Below are 18951 nucleotides of genomic sequence, written 5' to 3'. Positions count from 1 at the left end.
GAAACGGGGGCTAAATGTCCGAACTCGAGACACACAAGAAGAAGCTGAAGGGTAAGCGAATCCTGATCGCTGAGGATCAGGTCATTCCTGCGATGAGCCTTGAGGTGAAGCTGCGCTATACGGGCGCGGCCGCCATCAGGATTTGCGAACGTATGGCGGCCTGCATGTCTGTAATCGAAGGAGATTTCGAACCGGACGCGGCGATCATCGACATCGACATGGCGGGCAAGGACGGCCGCGACCTAGCACGCGAGCTGAAGGGACGCGGCGTCCCGTTCATGTTTCATACCGGTGTTGCGAAAAGCGACAAAGCGCTGGAGGAATTTCCGGACGCGCCGGTAGTGGCGAAGCCTTCGACGGAGCAGGAAATCGTGGCGACACTGGCCTCGCTCTTTCCCGCCTCGGAGAATGAGGACGAGGACAACGCCGCCGCCTGAGCTTTCGCGGGGGCTTTAGTCCTCCGCTGCCGCGCGATCGCCGACGATCCGGTCCTCGTTGGCGCGTGCGATCACATATTGCCGGACAGCGTCAATCTCGTCCTTGGTCATGACTTCGGAAAAGCCAACCATGCCATTGGACGACAGCAGGCCGTCACGGACGATGGCCAGCCATGTTTCGCGGTTGCCGAGCGTCGCCGAGCGGCGAAGGTCGGGAATTACCGTTCCGCCGATCGCGGCGTCGCCGTGGCAGACGCTACAATATTGACCGAAATTGCGTTTGCCGAGGGCGATGACGTCGGTCGTCGCCCTTGATGGCGGCGGATCGATCGGCAGGTCGTTGAGCTCGGGGGCGGGGGGCAGCGTAGCCTGGCCGCCCAGCTTGAACACGAGCAGGCGGCTGACATTCGGTACGACGCCGCCATCCGTCGAAACGTAGCCAGCCGAAATTGGGAAGGCGCCACCCCAACCCGCGAGCACGGCGACATATTGCTCGCCGTCCAGTTCATAGCTCATCGGTGCGGCAACGATACCTGTTTGGGCGGGGAAATCCCACATTTTGCGGCCGTCGGCTGCAGAGTAGGCGGCGAAGACGCCGCTCGAGTTGCCCTGGAATACCAGATCACCTGCGGTCGAAAGGATGCCTCCGTTCCATGGGCCGCGATGGTCGACGCGCCACACTTCCTTCTGCGCGACCGGATCCCAGGCAAGCAGCATGCCGCTCGACATCTGCTCGGCTTCGTCGCGGGCGGCCTTGTCCGCGGGGAGCATGTTGGCGGCAGTATCCAGCCCCACATTGAATCCGATCGGCTTCGCCTCCCAGTCCTCTCCGTGCATGTACGGGAAAGCGGTGTTCATCGCCGGAATGAAGACGAGCTGCCGGTTCGGATTATAGGCCATCGGATGCCAGTTATGGCCGCCGAGAGGTCCGGGCATCGTCAGCTTCGTTTCGCCTTCCTCAGTGTAGCGGGCGCCCTCCACTTCGATAGGCCGCCCGTTCTCGTCCAAGCCGCTAGCCCAGTTGATTGCGACATAGTTGTCGCCGCTTATGAACTCTCCGGTTTCGCGGTCGATGGTGTAAAAAAATCCGTTCTTCGGCGCCTGCATGAGCGCTTTGCGGACGGACCCGTCGGTCATAGTCAGATCGGCGAGGATGATGTGCTGGGTAGCTGTATAGTCCCAGGTCTCGCCCGGGGTTGTCTGGAAATGCCAGACATATTCTCCCGTATCTGGACGAAGCGCCACGATCGACGAGAGGTAAAGATTGTCGCCGCCCTCCGGGCTTCGATAAATCTGGTTCCACGGGCTGCCGTTGCCGACGCCGATGTAAAGCAGGTCGAGGTCGGGGTCATAGGCCATCGAGTCCCAGACGGTGCCGCCGCCGCCGAGGTCCCACCACTCTCCGCTCCAGGTTTCAGCGGCCTTTTGCAGATAGGCGGGATCGTCTGCGACACCCGGCTCGCCCGGAACGGTGTAGAAGCGCCACACTTCCTCGCCGGTCTCCGCGTCATAGGCGCCCAGATAGCCGCGCACGCCGAATTCGGCACCGCCATTGCCGATCAGCACTTTCCCGTTCACCACCCGCGGAGCACCGGTGATCGTGTAGGGTTTCGACTGGTCGACTGTGACGGTGGACCAGACCTCCTCGCCGGTTTTGCGGTCGAGCGCGATCAGACGACCGTCGAGCGCTCCCATAAACAGCTTGTCGCCCCATGCGGCGACGCCCCGGTTGACCACATCGCAGCAGGCCATGACGCCGCGCGCCCTGTCGACCCCCGGATCATATTCCCAAAGCAGTGCGCCGGTCGTAGCATCGAACGCTTTCACCATCGACCAGGCGGTCGTTACATAGAGCGTGCCGTCGATGTGGAGCGGTGTGGCTTCCTGCCCGCGAGAAGTATCCAGATCGGCGAACCAGGTGAGGCCAAGGCCGCTTACCGTGTCCGAATTTACCTGCCGTAGGGGACTGTGACGCTTCTCGTCATATCCCAGGCCATAAGACATCCATTCGCGCCCAGAGGAGGCCGCGGCCTGGATGTCATCTCCGGTGATGCCTGATCCGGCCGCTGACGGCGTTGTCTCGCTCCTGACCGCCTCGATCTCGGCGGGCCGTTCGCTAGCGCCTGTACAGGCTATCAGAGACATACTGACGGCGAATAGCGAGGCACGAACTGACGCGTGCGTCATTGCTGATCCTTCCCAAATCTTATCGTTCGGGAACTATCTAGCCTGTGAGGGAGCGGTCGGCCCCTAGGATTTTAGGGCGCTCTGCGGCCATTCTTGCGGGCTCAGGCGCCGAGGCGGTCCGCGTGCCAGTGCACATGATCGGCCATGAAGGTCGAGATGAAATAATAGCTGTGATCGTAGCCTGCATGCAGGTTCAACTCGAGCGGTTGGCCAAGTTCCTTGCAGACGTCGCGGAGCACGCCCGTTTTCAGCTGCTCCTCCAGAAACTCGTCCGCACTGCCCTGATCGACGCGCAAGTGCTCGTGCCGGGCGCCGTCGGCGATCAGCATACAAGCGTCATAGTCTCGCCAGTTCGCTTCATTCTCGCCGAGATAGAGCGAGAGAGCTGCCTGTCCCCAGGGGCAGGCAAGCGGAGAGACGATCGGCGAAAAGGCAGAGATGGAGCGGTAGCGCGCCGTGTTGCGCAGTCCGACTGTCAGTGCGCCATGGCCCCCCATGGAATGACCCATAATGGACTGGCGGCGCATATCGACCGGGAAAATCTCGGCTAGGAGTTCGGGGAGCTCCTCCTCGATATAGGTTCGCATGCGATAATGTTTGGACCAGGGGGCTTCGGTCGCGTCGACATAGAAAGACGCTCCCGTTCCCAGATCATATTGGTCCTTGTCGGGTACGCCCTCGCCGCGCGGACTGGTGTCAGGGGCGACGAAGATGATCCCCTTCTCGGCGCATGCGGCGCGATATTCGCCCTTTTCCATGACGTTGGCGTGTGTGCACGTCAGACCGCTCAGATACCATAGCACCGGAAGCTTCGCGCCCTTCTCATGCGGCGGAACATAGACGGCGAAGGTCATGTCGGTTCCGGTCGCGGACGAAGCGTGGCGGTAGACGCCTTGCGTTCCGCCACACGCCTTCCAGGTCGATACGGTTTCCATACGGTTCCTCGAAGCAGTTCGCGATTCACTCGATGCGGGCGTCTATACGTTCAGGCGAACGGTGCGCGCCCACGGCGCGTTCCCTAGCGGAAGACTACCGTACGGCGTCCGTTCAGCAACACGCGCCTTCGGCCGGTCCAGTCGACGGCGCGCGCGAGAACCTGCGCCTCGATGTCCCGGCCTATTCTTACCAGATCGTCTGCCGAGGCGCGGTGATCGACCCGTTCGACGGCCTGCTCGATGATTGGACCTTCATCGAGGTCTTCGGTCACGAAATGGGCCGTTGCGCCAATCAGTTTGACACCGCGCTCATGGGCCCGGTGGTAGGGACGGGCACCTTTGAACCCCGGCAGGAAGCTATGGTGAATATTGATGCATCTGCCGTTCAGTTGCTGCGTCATGTCGGCAGACAGAACCTGCATGTAGCGCGCGAGGATCAGGTAGGTGGCTTCGCCTTCTGTCATGATCTGCCGGATTGCCGCTTCCTGCTCCGCTCGGTTCGAGTCATCGACGGGGAGGTAATGAAAGGGCACTTGGTGCCAGGCACAAAGTTCGCGGGCCGCTTCATGATTGCCCACCACCGCGGAAATGCGCATGCCGAGTGCGCCTTCACGTTGCCGGTGAAGCAGGTCGGCAAGGCAGCGCATGCCCTTCGACACGGCGACGACGGCCTTCGGCTTGTCGGCCGCTTCCGTCAGCGACCAGACGAGACCGAATTGCTCCGCTATGGGCCTAAGCGCGGTCCGCATGGTCTCCAGCTCCGGAAAGCGGTCGCCCCCGTCGGCAAATTCGACGCGCATGAAGAACTGGCCGGTCTCCAGATCGGCATATTGCTGGCTGTCGAGAATGAACCCGTCGAAATCGGCAATCAGGCCGCTGATCGCAGCGACGATGCCGGTTCGGTCTTCGCAGCTGAATAACAGGATATAGGCGGGTTCGAGCCGGATCTTGGGTGGCATATCCTATCCGTCAGTCCGGCCGGTGGATTGCGCACAGCTTATTGCCGTCAGGGTCGCGGACATAGGAAAGATACATCGCGCCCATGCTGCTTTCGCGCAGCCCCGGCGGGTCCTCGTCGGTGGTTCCGCCATGGGCGACCCCGGCATCGTGGAATGCCTTCACCTGCTCGGCCGAGCTGCAGCGAAACCCGATCGTACCGCCATTCGCGAAGGTCGCCGGCTTGCCGTTGATAGGTTCCGAGACGCAGAGCGTCCCGCCATTATGTGCGTAGAACAGACGCTTGTGACCGCTGTCAGCCGTATGTTCGATAGGGTCGCCGGCAAGGCCCAACGTGCCCAGAACCGCGCTGTAGAATGTCTTGGCTTTCTCGATGTCGTTCGTTCCGACCATGATGTGGTTGAACATTCGTTCGTCCTCCCCCTTGCTCAGTAGACCACGACGCCGCGAATGCTTTCGCCCTCGTGCATCAGGTCGAAGCCCTTGTTGATCTCGTCCAGCGAGAGGCGGTGCGTGATCATGGGATCGATCTCGATCTGACCGTTCATGTACCAGTCGACGATCTGCGGTACGTCCGTCCTGCCCCGAGCCCCGCCGAAGGCCGAGCCGCGCCAGACCCTGCCCGTCACCAGCTGGAACGGACGGGTAGCAATTTCCTCGCCCGCACCGGCGACACCGATGACGACGCTTTCGCCCCAGCCCTTGTGACAGCATTCGAGCGCCTGGCGCATCACTTCGGTCTTACCGATACATTCGAAGCTGTAGTCGGCACCGCCGCCGGTCAGGTTCACGATGCGCTCGACGACATCGCCGCCATCCTGCGGATTCAGGAAGTGGGTCATGCCGAACTTGCAGCCCCAGTCTGCGCGGTCCGGATTGATGTCGACGCCGACGATCTGGCTCGCCCCGGCCAGCTTTGCGCCTTGGATGACGTTCAGGCCGATGCCGCCCAAGCCGAACACGACGACGCGGCTGCCCGGCTCGACCTTGGCGGTGTTGACCACCGCACCGATCCCCGTGGTGACGCCGCAGCCGACGTAGCAGGTGGTATCGAAGGGAGCGTCAGCGCGAATCTTCGCGACGGCGATCTCCGGTAGCACGGTGAAATTCGAGAAGGTCGACGTCCCCATATAGTGGTAGATCGTCTTTCCCTTGTAGCTGAAGCGCGAGGTGCCGTCGGGCATCAGCCCCTGTCCCTGCGTCGAGCGGATCGCCTGGCAGAGGTTGGTCTTCGGATTGAGGCAATATTCGCACTCGCGGCATTCCGGCGTATAGAGCGGGACCACATGGTCGTCCGGCTTCACGCTGGTGACGCCGGGCCCAATTTCGCGCACGACGCCGCAACCTTCATGACCAAGAACGGCTGGGAAGAGGCCTTCGGGATCTTCCCCAGACAGCGTGAAAGCGTCGGTATGGCAGAGACCCGTGGCCATCAGCTCGACGAGGACTTCGCCTTGCTTCGGCCCCTCAAGATCCAGTTCGACGATCTCGAGCGGCTTCTTTGCCTCGAACGCAACTGCTGCGCGGGTTTTCATCGGGCGGCCTCCTTAGCCTTCTGGCGCCATTCGGTGAGTAGGAATTCGGTGTATCCGTTGGGTTGCTCTTCGCCGTCGAAGATCAGCGCCCGCGCCGCCTTGAACGCCGGCCCGTCGAAGGACGGGGCCATCGGAGTATAGGATGGGTCGCCCTCATTCTGGCGGTCGACCACTTCGGCCATCCGCTTCAGAGTTTCGTCGACCTGCTCCGGCGTGACGACGCCGTGTTTGAGCCAGTTCGCGATATGCTGGGAGGAAATGCGCAGCGTCGCACGATCTTCCATCAGGCCGACATCATGGATGTCAGGCACCTTCGAGCAGCCAACCCCATGGTCGACCCAGCGCACGACATAGCCGAGTATGCCCTGGCAGTTGTTGTCGAGCTCCTGCGCGACCTCATCGGCGGACCAGTTGCGACCCTGGGCGAGCGGGACGGTCAGCAGTTCGTCGAGACGCCCGGTGATCGGTGCGGCCGCCAGCTCGTCCTGGCGCGCCAGAACGTCCACCTGATGATAGTGAAGCGCATGCAGCGTCGCCGCGGTGGGCGAGGGCACCCAGGCGCAGGTAGCGCCCGCCTTCGGATGACCGATCTTCTCGTCCATCATCGCCGCCATTCGGTCCGGCGCTGCCCACATGCCCTTTCCAATCTGTGCGCGCCCTTTCAGCCCGCAGGCAAGGCCGATACCGACATTTCGCGCCTCATAGGCGTCGATCCACGGCTGCGCCTTGATCTCTCCCTTACGCAGGAAAGCGCCGGCTGCCATCGCGGTATGGATTTCGTCGCCGGTGCGGTCGAGGAATCCCGTATTGATAAAGACCAGCCGCTGCCGCGCGGCATGGATGCAGGCGGCCAGGTTCGCGCTGGTACGCCGTTCCTCGTCCATCACACCGATTTTCAGCGTGTTGCGCTCAAGGCCCAGCATGTCCTCGACCCGGTCGAACAATGTGCAGGCAAAGGCGACTTCCTCGGGCCCGTGCAGTTTCGGCTTCACGATATAGACGCTGCCCGCGCGGCTGTTGCGATAGGAGTTCGTGCCCATCAGGTCGTGCATCGCACACAGCGCCGTGACGGCCGCGTCGATCATCGTTTCCGGAACGGCGGAGCCGTCCGGCTGCTTCACGGTCTCCGAGTAAATATGGTGGCCGACGTTGCGTACCAAAAGAGCCGATCTGCCGGGCAGGGAGAAGGAGGAGCCATCGGGGCCCTCATATTCGCGGTCCGGGTTGAGTGCCCGTTCAACGGTCTCTCCGCCCTTCGAAAATGTCTCCGAAAGGGTACCCGTCATCAGGCCCAGCCAGTTGCCATAGGCAAGCACCTTGTCCTCGCCGTCTACGGTCGCGACGGAGTCTTCGCAGTCGCAGATGGTGGAGACGGCGCTCTCGACGATAACATCAGCAATGCCGGCGGGATCGTCCTTGCCGACCGGATGGTCGCGGTCGAACACGACTTCGATGTGAAGGCCGTTGTTGCGGAACAGCCTGCCCTTGGCGCTCTTCCCGGCAAATTGGCCGGCATCCGCCAGCGGAATGCCCGTTTCCTCGACGGCCTTCAGGTCGCTCCAGGACATGCCCTTCAGCGGCAGGAGGTCGTCGAGAATTGCCTTTGCACGCGCCACTACGGCCGCGCCGCGCTTCGGGTCGTAACCGCCCGGACGAGCCGGTGCGGCGTCAAGCGCGTCGGTGCCGTAAAGTGCATCGTACAGACTGCCCCAGCGCGCGTTTGCCGCGTTCAGCGCATAGCGGGCATTGGTGATGGGCACCACAAGCTGCGGACCGGGCAGGGTAGAGAGCTCGGGATCCACGCCCTCGGTCTCGATAGTGAAGGGATCCGGTTCGTCGACCAGATAACCGATCTCTTTCAGGAACACAGTCTGCTCGGCGACATCGATCTTCTCGCCCTTGCGCGCCGCGAACCAGTCGTCGATTTTCCGCTGCAGGTCGGCGCGCTTGTCCAAGAGGCGCGCGTTTTCAGGCGCGAGATCGTTCAGGATCGCCGCGAGGCCCGACCAGAACTGCTCCGCATTCACCCCTGTTCCGGGCAGTGCATCTTCCTCGACAAATCGGCAAAGTCCGTCATCGACGGTGAGACCGGCACGTTCGCTCATGGGGCTCCTCTCGTTCAGAACAGGGAGGCCCTCTAACGTGCGAAATCCGCACTGTCAGGCGGCCAATGCCGTCCTGCGGACATTCATGGCCTTGCCGGAGCGGCGACCGATCCGGGGTCGCGGTCAGCCATATGCGAAAAGAAGGAGAAGGCCGATCAACAGCAGCGCGCCTCCCCTGATCCAGTTGAGCGCAGCCCGGTCTTCGACATCATTGTCAAACGCGAAGCTGCTTACGATCGCGAGCGGAAATGCGAATTCGAGGCCGACGAGCGGCGTGAATGTCACAGCGATCGCGGCTGGCATCATGCCGAGCGATACCGGCTCTTCGGTATCAGTCCGATCCTGTGTGGCTGCCGCACGGGCAGTTGGGGGAGGAAAGGTAAACCCCTTGGCGACGATCATAATTCCCAGAGAAAGGAGGATCGTCGACACCACGAAGGGCGGAAGCAGGCGCTCCGGCGAGATCTCGCCCCATCCCAGAGCAGGAGCGGCCAGCAGGATGAGAAGAACCAAGGTATAGAACGCGACCATCACAAGTGCGGGCCGCCGGCCATATTCACCGAAGTCCTGCAGGATCAGATTCTCGGCATAGTAGATGGTTGGCGTCGTTCCGACAGCAGGCGAGAACATGGCCGCCAGGGCGTCGTTCCGGTACCCGTTCTTCACGGCCCGTGTGCGGTCGATACCGTACAGCCGGCTAGGCAAAACGAATGACGGCGTCCCCGGAATGTCGGTAATCACGACAAACCACACGATGACGGCGAAGACCGCACCGACAAAGATCGAGTCGTTCGAGCTGACGTCGGCAAAGGTGAACATCTCGCGTATGTCACTGGCGGGCCAAGTGAGGGGAGGCGCAGGCACCGCTGCCGCCGCGAGGCTGTCCGGGGTCAGCCAGGCGAGGAGCAGTCCGGCGATGACGGCAATCAGATACTCGCTATGCAGAAACAGACGTTCCGCCAGCCGACGGCGCGTGCCTGCACGCATCCAGAGAAAGTCTTTTCCGCGCTTCAGCCTGTAACGCCCGTAAGTGAATAAGCCGATCAGGGCGACGCCGAACGCTGCATAGGCAAGGACCCAGACGCTAACGTCTACAAGCGGACCAAGCGTATCGACGGCCTGCTGGATCAATAGTGCGCCGATGGATGCCACCGCCGCGGCTTTGATAGATGTCGGGAGGGCCCGCTCGACAATGCGTTCCCGCCAGTCGAGAAAGAATGTCGTGCCCACGAGCATAAGGCCGGCAACGAAGAGCGCGCGGTAGCCGCCCTGCCAGCCCAGCGCATCCGACTTCTGAATGAAATCGGCGAAAAAGACGCTGAGTCCCACGGCCGGCGCGATTATCAAGCCTGTGCCCGTCCACACTGCCGAGGTCAGATTGGCAAGAATGATGATGACCAGGGTTCCGAAGAAGGCGAAGCCATAGGGAACCCCGGCCTCGCTGAGGATCGCCGGGTTCAAACTGATGATGTAGAAGGTGGCCAGAAACAGTGCGAAGCCTGCGGCGGCAGCTTCCGGCCAACCGTTCCTAGGTTCCGAGTCTGCGTTCCTCTCGGTCATCGCTGTTCCCCCCGCTGCAATGGAAAGACGGGAGCTAGCAGTGCAGCGTGACAGTGAGAATACGGGATGGCCCCGCTCCGGACGCAATGTTCAACAGTCCGGAAATGGCGGGCACGGAGGGATTCGAACCCTCGATACGAGTCACCCCGTATGGTCCCTTAGCAGGGGACTGGTTTCAGCCACTCACCCACGTGCCCGCACGCCGCAAGAGCGGCGAAAGCGGGGCCTATACAGGCTCGCTCCGCCGGGATCAACGGATGCGAGTTCTCGTAATTCCACGCCGCGGTTGCATCAGAGCTGGCTCCGCCCATCCGCGCGCAGCCGCTCTACAATCAGCTTCACGTCCTGCGAGCGAGAGCGCGGCACCACAGCCACCGCCTCCGGCGTGGCGACAACGACCAGATCCTGGAGCCCTGCCGCCGTGACGAGAGGGCCGGTCGACCAGAAAAGTCCGTCCGAACAGTCTTCTGCAACAACATCGCCCACCACCACATTGCCGCGCTCATCGCGGGGCAGCACGGCGTGAAGCGCTTCGAACGAACCGATGTCGGACCAGCCCATATTCACGGGGATGACCGCTTTCCTTTCGGTTCGCTCCATGACTGCATAGTCGATCGACTGGCTCGGCGACCGCCGGAACTCTGAGGCCTCCGGGACATAGGCTTCCGCGCCCAGTGCGCCTTTCCGGTATGCGGCCGCGACCGCCCGGAAGATCGCCGGCTCGTGCTGGCTCAGTTCTTCCAGATAGCGATCCGCCCGCATAAGGAAGATGCCTGCATTCCAGTAGAAGCCACCAGCCTGAAGATACCGCTCGGCAGTGGCTGGATCGGGTTTCTCGTGAAAGGCCGCCGCAGCGCGCCCGCGGCCGGATATGCCGTCGCCAGCCTCGATATAGCCATAGCCGGTCTCGGGCCTGTCGGGTTCGATCCCGAAGGTGACCAGCCATCCGTCTTCCGCGAGGGGCTTGCCAGCGTCGATGGCCTCTCGAAAAGCCGCAAGGTCGGCGATGAGATGATCCGAAGGCATGACGAGAAGAAGCTGTGCGCCATCGGTTTCTACGGCGTGCTGGGCCGCCAGCGCGATGGCGGGTGCCGTGTTTCGCGCCGCTGGCTCGGCTAGGAGCGTGAACCTCTCTGACGCAAGGGCGCCGCGCAGGAGGTCGATCTGGTTCGTTCCGGTCACGACGATGGGCTCGGCATAGCCTTCGCCTTTGGCACGCTGCACGGTTTCGGCGATCATCGACGAGGCAGATGTCAGGGAAAGAAATTGCTTCGGACACGAACTGGTCGAAAGGGGCCAGAGGCGGGTGCCGCTCCCACCGGAGAGAATCACGGGCTGGATCATTGGCATTTTACCGGTCATAGCGCCCCCATGTGCGGATCGGACCGACCGAAACTGTCGGCCGCGCATACGCGCATCTGGTAAATGCGCGTAAAGGGGCGGGGCCTTCGCTTCAAGATCAGGCTAAGAATGTCTTAGCTTCTGCGGCTGTACCTGTTCGGTATGTTCGCGTAACGGTCTGGCCAGGGCGCAAGGAACGAGGGGTTATTGCAGGATGATCCGCCTGTTCAGGCACTATTTCCCGCGACCGCTCCTGTTCCTGGGCCTCATCGAGATCGCGCTGGTCTTCCTGAGCGGTATGGCCGCATGGGAATTGCGGACCGCACAGATCGCGAGCGGCACCGAGCCGTTTCTCGAGCGGCTGCCCAATCTCGTCGCCTTCACCGTGACGGTCTACATCGCAATGCTGGCGGTAGGCGCTTATCAACTGTCGTCCTTTCGCTCGATGCGGATGACGATTGCCAGGCTGGTCCTCTCCCTCCTGCTTTCGGTCGTCTTTCTCTCACTCATTATCCTGTTCTTCCCGGCCGTGGCCTTCTGGCGGAGCGTCCTGCTCTACGCGATCCTCATCGCTTTGGTGGTTCTGGCGGTCGTGCGCATCGTATTCCTGGCGGCCATCGGCTGGGAAAGGTTCAGGGAGCCCATTGTCGTGATCGGCGCGGGTGACCGGGGAGAGAATATGCGCCGACTGGCTGAAGAGCCGACGGCCGGGTTTCGTATCGTTGCGCATTTCGCCCTCGAGGCCGGAACAGGGAGTATGAGCGATACGGACCCGCTTGATTCGGTGCCTTCGCTGGCGGATTTCTGCTTCGAGCACGACATCGAGCATGTTGTTCTCGCCCTCGACGAACGCCGTGGTAAACTACCTGCAAGGCAGCTTCTGGGCGCGCGTCTCGCCGGCGTGAAGGTGATCGACAAGACCAACTTCATCGAGCGCATGTCCGGCCGGGTGGACCTCGGTACGGTTAGCCCTTCATGGTTCATATTTTCCGATGGCTTTCTTGGTAGCTCCTCGCTCAGCCTTTTCGCCAAGCGCGTCTTTGACGTCTCTGCCAGCCTGCTCCTGCTGCTGCTCACTTCGCCCATTCTGATCCTCGCGGCGCTGGCAGTTAAGCTGTCGAGCCGCGGACCGATTTTTTACCGGCAGGAACGGGTCGGACAGCTCGGCCGGACATTCTGGATCACGAAGTTTCGGTCCATGGTGCAGGATGCCGAAAAAGACGGCGCGCAATGGGCAAAGAAAAACGATGCGCGCGTCACGACCGTCGGGCGTATCCTGCGGCAGACTCGCATCGACGAAATTCCGCAGATCTTCAACGTGCTGACGGGCGACATGTCCTTTGTCGGTCCGCGACCGGAGCGGCCCGTCTTCGTGGACCAGTTGAAAGAGCAAATCCCCTTCTACAGCGAACGCCATATCGTGAAGCCGGGGATCACTGGCTGGGCCCAGCTCAACTACCCCTATGGCGCGAGCATGGAGGATGCGCGGAAGAAGCTCGAATACGACCTCTATTACATCAAGAATTATACGATTTTTCTTGATCTTGTGATCCTCATCCAAACCGCCCGGGTAATCATTTGGCAGGATGGGGTCAGGTGACGGCGGATGCGGCGATCCTGACCCACTGGGTTGCCGCCGGGGCCTATTCGGTTCTCGCGGTTCTCGTCCTCGTCGTTGCCCGCGGGGGGCGCATTCCCGCTCTTCTGACGGTCGCTGCTGCCGTCGAAGCCCTTTGGGCGGCGGCTCTCGCGCGCGGCCTCGACAGTGGGGCTGGGCTCGCACTTACCCTGACGCTGGGGGAGAGCCTGCGAAGCGCCGCCTGGGTCGGCCTGGTTTCCTACCTGCTTATGGTGCGCTGGGCCGATACGAGCCGAAATCCCCTGCGGGCCCCCGTGTGGCTGTTGGCAGCGACCCTGGCAGTGCTGATCGGCATCGCGCTTCTGTCTGCGCTTCAGATGCAGGTGTCGGGTACGATATTATTTCTGAGAAATATTTTGTTCGTGGCCGTCTCGATTGGCGGGCTTGTGCTAACGCACAATCTCTATGTCGCTAGCGCTCCGACAGACCGGTGGAGCCTCGGCGTCTTCTGCATCGCGCTTGCGGGCATCTTCGCCTACGATGTCAATCTCCACACCTTCACACTGCTTGAGCCCTTGCTAGGCCGTGACTTTTTCGAAGCGCGCGGACTTGCCAACGCCCTTGTGGTGCCGCTCTTCGGGCTTGCCGCGCTGCGCAACCCCGCGCTGCGGTTCTCTCTGTCCCGGCAGGCGGCAGTACAGACCTTCGCACTCGGCGCCATCGGTCTTTATCTCGTTGCCATGTCGGTGGCCGCCTATCTGATCGGCCTGTTCGGCGGCGACTGGGCACGGCTGTTCCAGATCGCCCTGATCTTCCTCGCCGTCATCGTTGCCGGCGTTCTCCTCCTGTCGGGGCGGGTGCGGGCTTGGGTTCGCGTGAAAATCAACAAGCATTTCTTTGCTTATAAATATGATTATCGTGAGGAGTGGCTTCGCTTCATTGCGACCGTCTCGAATGCCGGGCCTGGCTTCGGCAACCTGTCGCAGCGCGTCATTGCGGCCATCGCGTCGATCGTCGATAGTCCCGGCGGTGCGCTTTTCGAGCGAGACGACGACGGTTCTTTCGTACTCAGCCACCGCTGGAACATGGGCGGGCTTCCTGCCGCCGCTATCCCCTTTTCTCAGGAAGACCTGCGCAAGATGCGCGACAGCAGCCGTATTCTCGACCTGACAGGCGAGCAGCAGGACCGACTTCCGCCGCAATTGCGTGAGGACGGACGGCTGTGGCTCGCCGTTCCGCTCGTCCATCTCGATGACGTCCCCGCTGTTGTCGTCGTTCAGAAATCCAGAGTGGCACGCGAACTGGACTGGGAGGATTTCGACATCCTCCGAACCGTCGGGCGCCAGGCAGGCAGCCTGATCGCGGAGGAGCGTGCGCTTGCCGATCTAGAAGAATCCCGCAAGTTCGAGGAGTTCAATCGTCGCTTCGCCTTCATTATGCACGATATCAAGAATCTGGTCTCGCAGCTCAGCCTCCTGTCACGCAATGCGGAGAAACATGCGGGAAACCCGGAATTTCAGAGAGATATGGCCGCGACGCTGCAAGGGTCGGTCGATAAGATGAAGGACTTGCTGGTCCGGCTGGGAACGGAGACAGGCCGCGAGCGGAAGGCGGAAAGCTTCGATCTGCGTGCGCTCGCAGAACGCCTGTGCGCGGAGAAGTCGCAGCTCGGCGCGCATGTGATCCTCGATGCGGATGCGTATCCTCTTCAAATCGATGGCGATGCGGCTAAGATCGAACAGGCCGTGAACCATTTGATTCAGAACGCGATTGATGCGAGCGAGCGGGGGTCTCCGGTTCATGTTCGGCTGCGCAACGAAGCCGGAGCCGTGAAGCTGATCGTCGAGGACCGCGGCAGGGGGATGTCTGAAGCATTCATTGCGGAGGAACTGTTCAAGCCGTTCCGGTCCACGAAGGAGGCAGGTTTCGGTGTGGGCGCTTTTGAGGCTAGAGAACTGATAAGAAACGAGGGCGGGCGCCTGGATGTGACGAGCGAGCCGGGCGAGGGTACGCGGTTCGTCATTCATCTTCCGCCCGAAGGACGAGAACGGAAGGCGGCGAGGGATGAGTGACCAGCGTACGCTACTCGTCGTCGAAGACGATGAGGGTCTGCAAAGGCAGTTGAAGTGGGCCTATGAGGACTATGAGGTCGTCATAGCAAGCGACCGGAAGAAGGCGATGGATGCGGTGCGGCTTCACGAGCCGGACGTTGTGACGCTGGACCTCGGCCTCCCCCCCGACCCCGATGGCACCAGTGAGGGCTTTGCTGCGCTGGAGGAGATTCTCGCTGCGAAGCCCGACACGAAGGTGATCGTCGCGTCAGGTCATGGCGCCCGGGAAAGCGCGCTTCGTGCAATCGCCGGCGGCGCCTATGACTTCTACCAGAAGCCTGTCGATATCGACCAGCTGGGGCTGATTGTTGCGCGCGCTTTCCAGCTCCACGACCTTGAGGAAGAAAATCGACGTCTCGCCCGGCGTGAAGCCAATACGGAGCTTGGCGGCATCGTGACCGCCTCCGAGACCATGCAGAAGGTCTGCCGTATGATCGAACGGGTTGCGGACACCGACGTCTCCGTGATGCTGCTCGGCGCCAGCGGAACCGGCAAGGAACTGCTGGCGAAGGGGCTGCACGAATCCAGCGGCCGCGCTGATGCGCCTTTTGTCGCGATCAACTGCGCGGCCATTCCGGAAAACCTGCTGGAATCAGAGCTCTTCGGTTATGAAAAGGGCGCTTTCACCGGTGCCGCCAAGACGACCGAGGGCAAAATCGAGATGGCGCAGGGGGGCACTCTGTTCCTCGACGAAGTCGGCGACATTCCGTTGCCGTTGCAGGTAAAGCTGCTCCGCTTTCTCCAGGAACGCGTGATTGAGCGGATCGGCGGGCGGCGGCAGATCCCCGTGGACGTGCGCATCGTCTGTGCCACGCACCAGGACCTGGAGACCATGATCGCCGACGGCAGCTTTCGTGAGGATCTCTGGTACCGCGTGGCGGAGGTTGTCGTCCGCATACCGGCGCTCGCCGAGCGGCCCGGCGATCCCGTCCTGCTGGCGCATCACTTCATGCGCAAATTCTCATCTGAGATGAACCGTAAGCTGAAGGGATTCGAGCCGGGCGCGCTCAGCGCGATTGAAACCTGGTCCTGGCCCGGAAATGTACGCGAACTGGAAAACAGGGTGAAGCGCTCGGTTATCATGGCCGATGGCAATTTCATCGGCGCCCAGGACCTCGACCTGTCCGAAGACCACAACGAAATGCCTTTGAATCTGAGGCAGGCGCGAGAAGCCGCAGACCGCCAGGCCATCGAGGTCGCGCTGGCGCGAACGGACAAGAATATCACGTCGACTGCAAAGCTGCTGGGGATTAGCCGGCCAACGCTGTACGACCTGCTGAAGCAATATGAGATCGAGGTATAAGGCGGCTACCCGCCTGTCGGAGTTAGGGGAGTATACGGGATGAGACATGCGTTTCGAATGACGGGCCTCGGGCGGGCAGCGCTTCTGGGCGGGGCTGCGTTCCTATCCCTGGCGGCGCCCCTGACACCTGCCGTGGCCGCGCCGGAAGACGATCCCGTAGCCGCCGAGGCAAACGCCTATCAGGAGGCCTTTCGCAGCTTTGCCGCCGGAGATTATCGGACCGCGCGCATCCAGCTGATGAACGTGCTGCAACGCGAGGAGGACAATGAGCTCGCGCGCGTACTCCTCGCGCGGACCTCGCTTGAGCTCGGCAATCCGATCGAGGCACAAACCCAGCTGGAACGGGCGGTGGCGGACGGGGTCAGCCAGCGCAAGGTGAATCACCTGATGGCGCATGCTCTTCTGATGCAGGGCGAGCGTGAACAGGCGCGGGCCCTGCTGAACCCGGGCGATGTCGAACCCCAGTTCGCGGCCTACGCCGCCCGCCTTCGCGGCCAGCTCGCAGCTGCCGATCGCGATTTCGAATTGGCTGAACGGGAATTCAATCGCGCTCTCGCCCTGGCGCCGGACGATCCCGAGACAGTGAACGCGGTCGCCCGCTTCCTTACCGTACTTGGCCAAGCCGAAACCGCCCGAGATTTGCTGGCCGATATTCTCGAGCAGCGTCCCGGCCACGTGAAGACGTTGATCGCCATGGGTGATACCGTCCGGCGGATCGAAGGGCTGGAAGCGAGTCTGCCCTACTTCAACCGTGCGCTCGAGGTCGACCGGAACAGCATTTCGGCGCTCCTCGAACGAGCGGCGACCCTCGGTGACCTGGATCGGCGCGACGACGCCAAAGCGGACATCGACCGTGTCAATCGTCTCGCGGACAATCACCCGATGGCTCGCTATTTGGAGGCGGTGCTCGAAACCCGCGAAGGCAATACAGACCGGGCGCGAGAACTGATGCAGCAGACCGGCGGGCGCCTGCAAGGCTTTGCGCCGGCCATGATGCTGCAGGGTCTGCTGGCGCTCGACGCCGGCAATTTGGAGGTCGCGAACGAGTATCTGGGCAGTCTCGTCGGTCGGATTCCGAACAGTGTCACCGCGCGAAAGCTCTATGCCACCGCGCAGCTTGAAAAGGGCGACCCGGAGGGGGCGTGGGCCACGGTGAAACCGATCATCGACGCCAATGCTGCCGACGCGCGCGTTTTTGCCATTGCGGGTTCTGCGCAGGCGCGGATGGGAAATACCGCCGAGGCGCAGGAACTGCTGAAACAGGCGGAAAGCCTCTCTGGCGACGCCGCGGTGCGCAATCAGCTTGCGATGACGCAGCTATTGTCCGGTGAGGCCGAACTCGCCGAAGAAACCGTTCAGTCCGTTCTCAGCGACGACGAGGATTCGGTTGCCGGTCTGATGATGCTTGCGCTCCTCAGGTTGCAGGACGGCGACTTCGAGGCGGCCGAGCAGGCCGCGAACCGGTTCGTGCAGGCCCATCCCGAGCTGCCCATCGGCTACAATCTTCTCGGTGGTGCCCTGCTGGGACAGCGCGACCGCGACGAGGCGAAGGCCGCGTTCCGCAAGGCGCTCGAACAGGATGAGGACTATGCCGAGGCACGCCGAAACCTTGCGCAGATCTTCGTTGCGGAAGGCGATATCGACCGTGCGAAGAACCAGCTTCGTCGCGTCGTCGCCGACGACAATAGCGATGTGCGTGCACTCATGACTCTCGCCGAGTTGGCAGGGCTCGAGGGCGACCGGGACGAACAGATCGAGTGGTTGCAGCAGGCGACTGCCGTCGACCGCGAGGCTGCGGCTCCCCGAATTGCACTTGCCGACGCCTATCTCGCCAGCGGCCAGGACAACCGGGCTCAGGACGAAGCGAACGCGCTCATCCGTGACTTCCCGGACAACGGAAATGCCCTGTTCGGTGCTGCGCGGATCTACGAGGCGAATGGTCGCCAGTCGCAGCTGGTGAGCCTCTTCGATCGCATGTCTTCCGTGGAGCCGAACGCACTGCTGCCGCGTGTTCTGCTGGGCCGGGCGCTGCAGGCGAGCGGCGACATCGACGAGGCGCGTCGGGTGTTCGAACGCGCGCTGACGATCACCGGTGAGGATGCCACTCCTGCCTATCTCGAACTCATCGCACTCGAGGCCAGGCAGGGCAGACTCGACAAGGCCCGCGAATGGTCGGTCAGGCTGCGCAATCGCAACCCGGGGTCGAATATCGCTGAAAACGCGCTCGGCCGGGCTTATCTGCTGGCCGACCAGCCGCAGGAGGCACTTGCGGCGTTCGACGCGGCGCGGGACAAGAGCTTCGATATCTCAACGGCGCGCGGGATGGCCGATGCCTATGTCGAACTCGGCCGCGACCGTGACGCTATCCAGATCCTGCAAGCCTATCAGAAGGCGAATCCCGAGGATCCGGGAGCATTGGGTTCGATTGCGGAGCTGCAGCTGGAGGCAGGGCAGTATCGCCAGGCCGTGGCGAATTACGAAGCGCTGCGCCGGGTCATTGGCAACCGGGATCCGGCCATTCTCAACAACCTGGCTTATTCCTACTTGAAGTTGGACGATCAGCGGGCGGTGCCGATCGCCCGGCTCGCCTACAACATCTCGCCGCGCAACCCCGCCATCGCCGATACCTATGGCTGGGCGCTTCTGAAGACCGGCGGCGATGCGGAGCGCGCACTCGCGCTTCTTCGCAGGGCCTCCCAGACGCTACCCAACAACGCCGAGATCAAATATCATCTCGCAGAGGCTTATCTCGCCAACGGTCAGCGCAGTCGTGCTCTGTCGACGGTGCGCGAGGCGCTTCGCATGCGTCAGGACTTCGGCGATCGCGCCCAGGCGCAGGACCTGATGAGGCGTCTTGGCGGCTGAGCGGTTTTCAGGGCCTTGCGAAAGCGTACCCGCGGC

The 18951-nt window shown here is 62.2% G+C and carries 13 protein-coding genes and 1 tRNA gene; 5 read left to right on the top strand and 9 right to left on the bottom strand.

Annotation, left to right across the window (positions count from 1 at the left end; translation table 11 throughout):
* Positions 1 to 14: 14 nt before the first annotated feature.
* Complete coding sequence (locus KCN53_RS08600) at positions 15 to 437, top strand: response regulator (protein WP_088712742.1); 423 nt, start codon at positions 15 to 17, stop codon at positions 435 to 437.
* Positions 438 to 452: 15 nt separating this feature from the next.
* Here KCN53_RS08600 and KCN53_RS08595 read toward each other — a convergent pair whose 3' ends face one another.
* The 9 genes from KCN53_RS08595 to KCN53_RS08555 form a co-directional block, all read right to left on the bottom strand.
* Entirely contained in the window at positions 453 to 2582 is a 2130-nt protein-coding gene (locus KCN53_RS08595; RefSeq protein ID WP_088713461.1) for a PQQ-dependent dehydrogenase, methanol/ethanol family, read from the bottom strand.
* A 143-nt stretch (positions 2583 to 2725) separates the two neighbouring features.
* Positions 2726 to 3559, bottom strand: a complete 834-nt coding sequence (gene fghA, locus KCN53_RS08590; RefSeq protein ID WP_088712743.1) for an S-formylglutathione hydrolase — start codon at positions 3557 to 3559, stop codon at positions 2726 to 2728.
* 83 nt (positions 3560 to 3642) lie between these two features.
* Positions 3643 to 4518: a formyltetrahydrofolate deformylase gene (gene purU, locus KCN53_RS08585; protein WP_088712744.1), complete on the bottom strand. Its 876-nt coding sequence runs from the start codon at positions 4516 to 4518 to the stop codon at positions 3643 to 3645.
* Between the two features lie 10 nt (positions 4519 to 4528).
* Positions 4529 to 4924, bottom strand: a complete 396-nt coding sequence (locus tag KCN53_RS08580) for a VOC family protein (RefSeq protein ID WP_088712745.1) — start codon at positions 4922 to 4924, stop codon at positions 4529 to 4531.
* A gap of 20 nt (positions 4925 to 4944) precedes the next feature.
* Positions 4945 to 6051 carry an S-(hydroxymethyl)glutathione dehydrogenase/class III alcohol dehydrogenase gene (locus KCN53_RS08575; protein ID WP_088712746.1) on the bottom strand — a complete coding sequence of 369 codons (1107 nt, stop codon included), beginning with the start codon at positions 6049 to 6051 and terminating at the stop codon, positions 4945 to 4947.
* On the bottom strand, positions 6048 to 8156 hold the full coding sequence (locus tag KCN53_RS08570) for a malate synthase G (RefSeq protein WP_088712747.1): 2109 nt from the start codon (positions 8154 to 8156) through the stop codon (positions 6048 to 6050). Before KCN53_RS08570 ends, KCN53_RS08575 begins: the two co-directional genes overlap by 4 nt.
* Positions 8157 to 8279: 123 nt before the next feature.
* Complete coding sequence (locus KCN53_RS08565; protein WP_088712748.1) at positions 8280 to 9716, bottom strand: hypothetical protein; 1437 nt, start codon at positions 9714 to 9716, stop codon at positions 8280 to 8282.
* 105 nt (positions 9717 to 9821) lie between these two features.
* Positions 9822 to 9913 (bottom strand) — tRNA-Ser (locus KCN53_RS08560).
* A 94-nt stretch (positions 9914 to 10007) separates the two neighbouring features.
* Complete coding sequence (locus tag KCN53_RS08555; protein ID WP_224199534.1) at positions 10008 to 11078, bottom strand: mannose-1-phosphate guanylyltransferase/mannose-6-phosphate isomerase; 1071 nt, start codon at positions 11076 to 11078, stop codon at positions 10008 to 10010.
* Between the two features lie 193 nt (positions 11079 to 11271).
* Here KCN53_RS08555 and KCN53_RS08550 point away from each other — a divergent pair, with 193 nt between their 5' ends.
* Genes KCN53_RS08550 through prsT form a run of 4 tightly spaced genes read left to right on the top strand, consistent with a single transcriptional unit; the run spans position 11272 to position 18915 of the window.
* Positions 11272 to 12657, top strand: coding sequence for a TIGR03013 family XrtA/PEP-CTERM system glycosyltransferase (locus KCN53_RS08550; RefSeq protein WP_088712749.1), 1386 nt, complete (start codon positions 11272 to 11274; stop codon positions 12655 to 12657).
* Positions 12654 to 14708, top strand: coding sequence for an XrtA/PEP-CTERM system histidine kinase PrsK (gene prsK, locus KCN53_RS08545; protein ID WP_172406239.1), 2055 nt, complete (start codon positions 12654 to 12656; stop codon positions 14706 to 14708). Before KCN53_RS08550 ends, prsK begins: the two co-directional genes overlap by 4 nt.
* Positions 14701 to 16050 carry a PEP-CTERM-box response regulator transcription factor gene (gene prsR, locus KCN53_RS08540; RefSeq protein WP_088712751.1) on the top strand — a complete coding sequence of 450 codons (1350 nt, stop codon included), beginning with the start codon at positions 14701 to 14703 and terminating at the stop codon, positions 16048 to 16050. The genes prsK and prsR overlap by 8 nt, the downstream gene beginning before the upstream one ends.
* Before the next feature lie 39 nt (positions 16051 to 16089).
* On the top strand, positions 16090 to 18915 hold the full coding sequence (gene prsT / locus KCN53_RS08535; protein ID WP_088712752.1) for an XrtA/PEP-CTERM system TPR-repeat protein PrsT: 2826 nt from the start codon (positions 16090 to 16092) through the stop codon (positions 18913 to 18915).
* The last annotated feature ends 36 nt before the right edge of the window (positions 18916 to 18951 follow it).

Origin of the sequence: Pacificimonas aurantium, from assembly GCF_020092905.1 — a bacterium.
GTDB classification, from domain to species: domain Bacteria; phylum Pseudomonadota; class Alphaproteobacteria; order Sphingomonadales; family Sphingomonadaceae; genus Pacificimonas; species Pacificimonas aurantium.
Note: the sequence above shows the minus strand (reverse complement) of the source record. Positions and strands in the feature narration are given on the sequence as shown.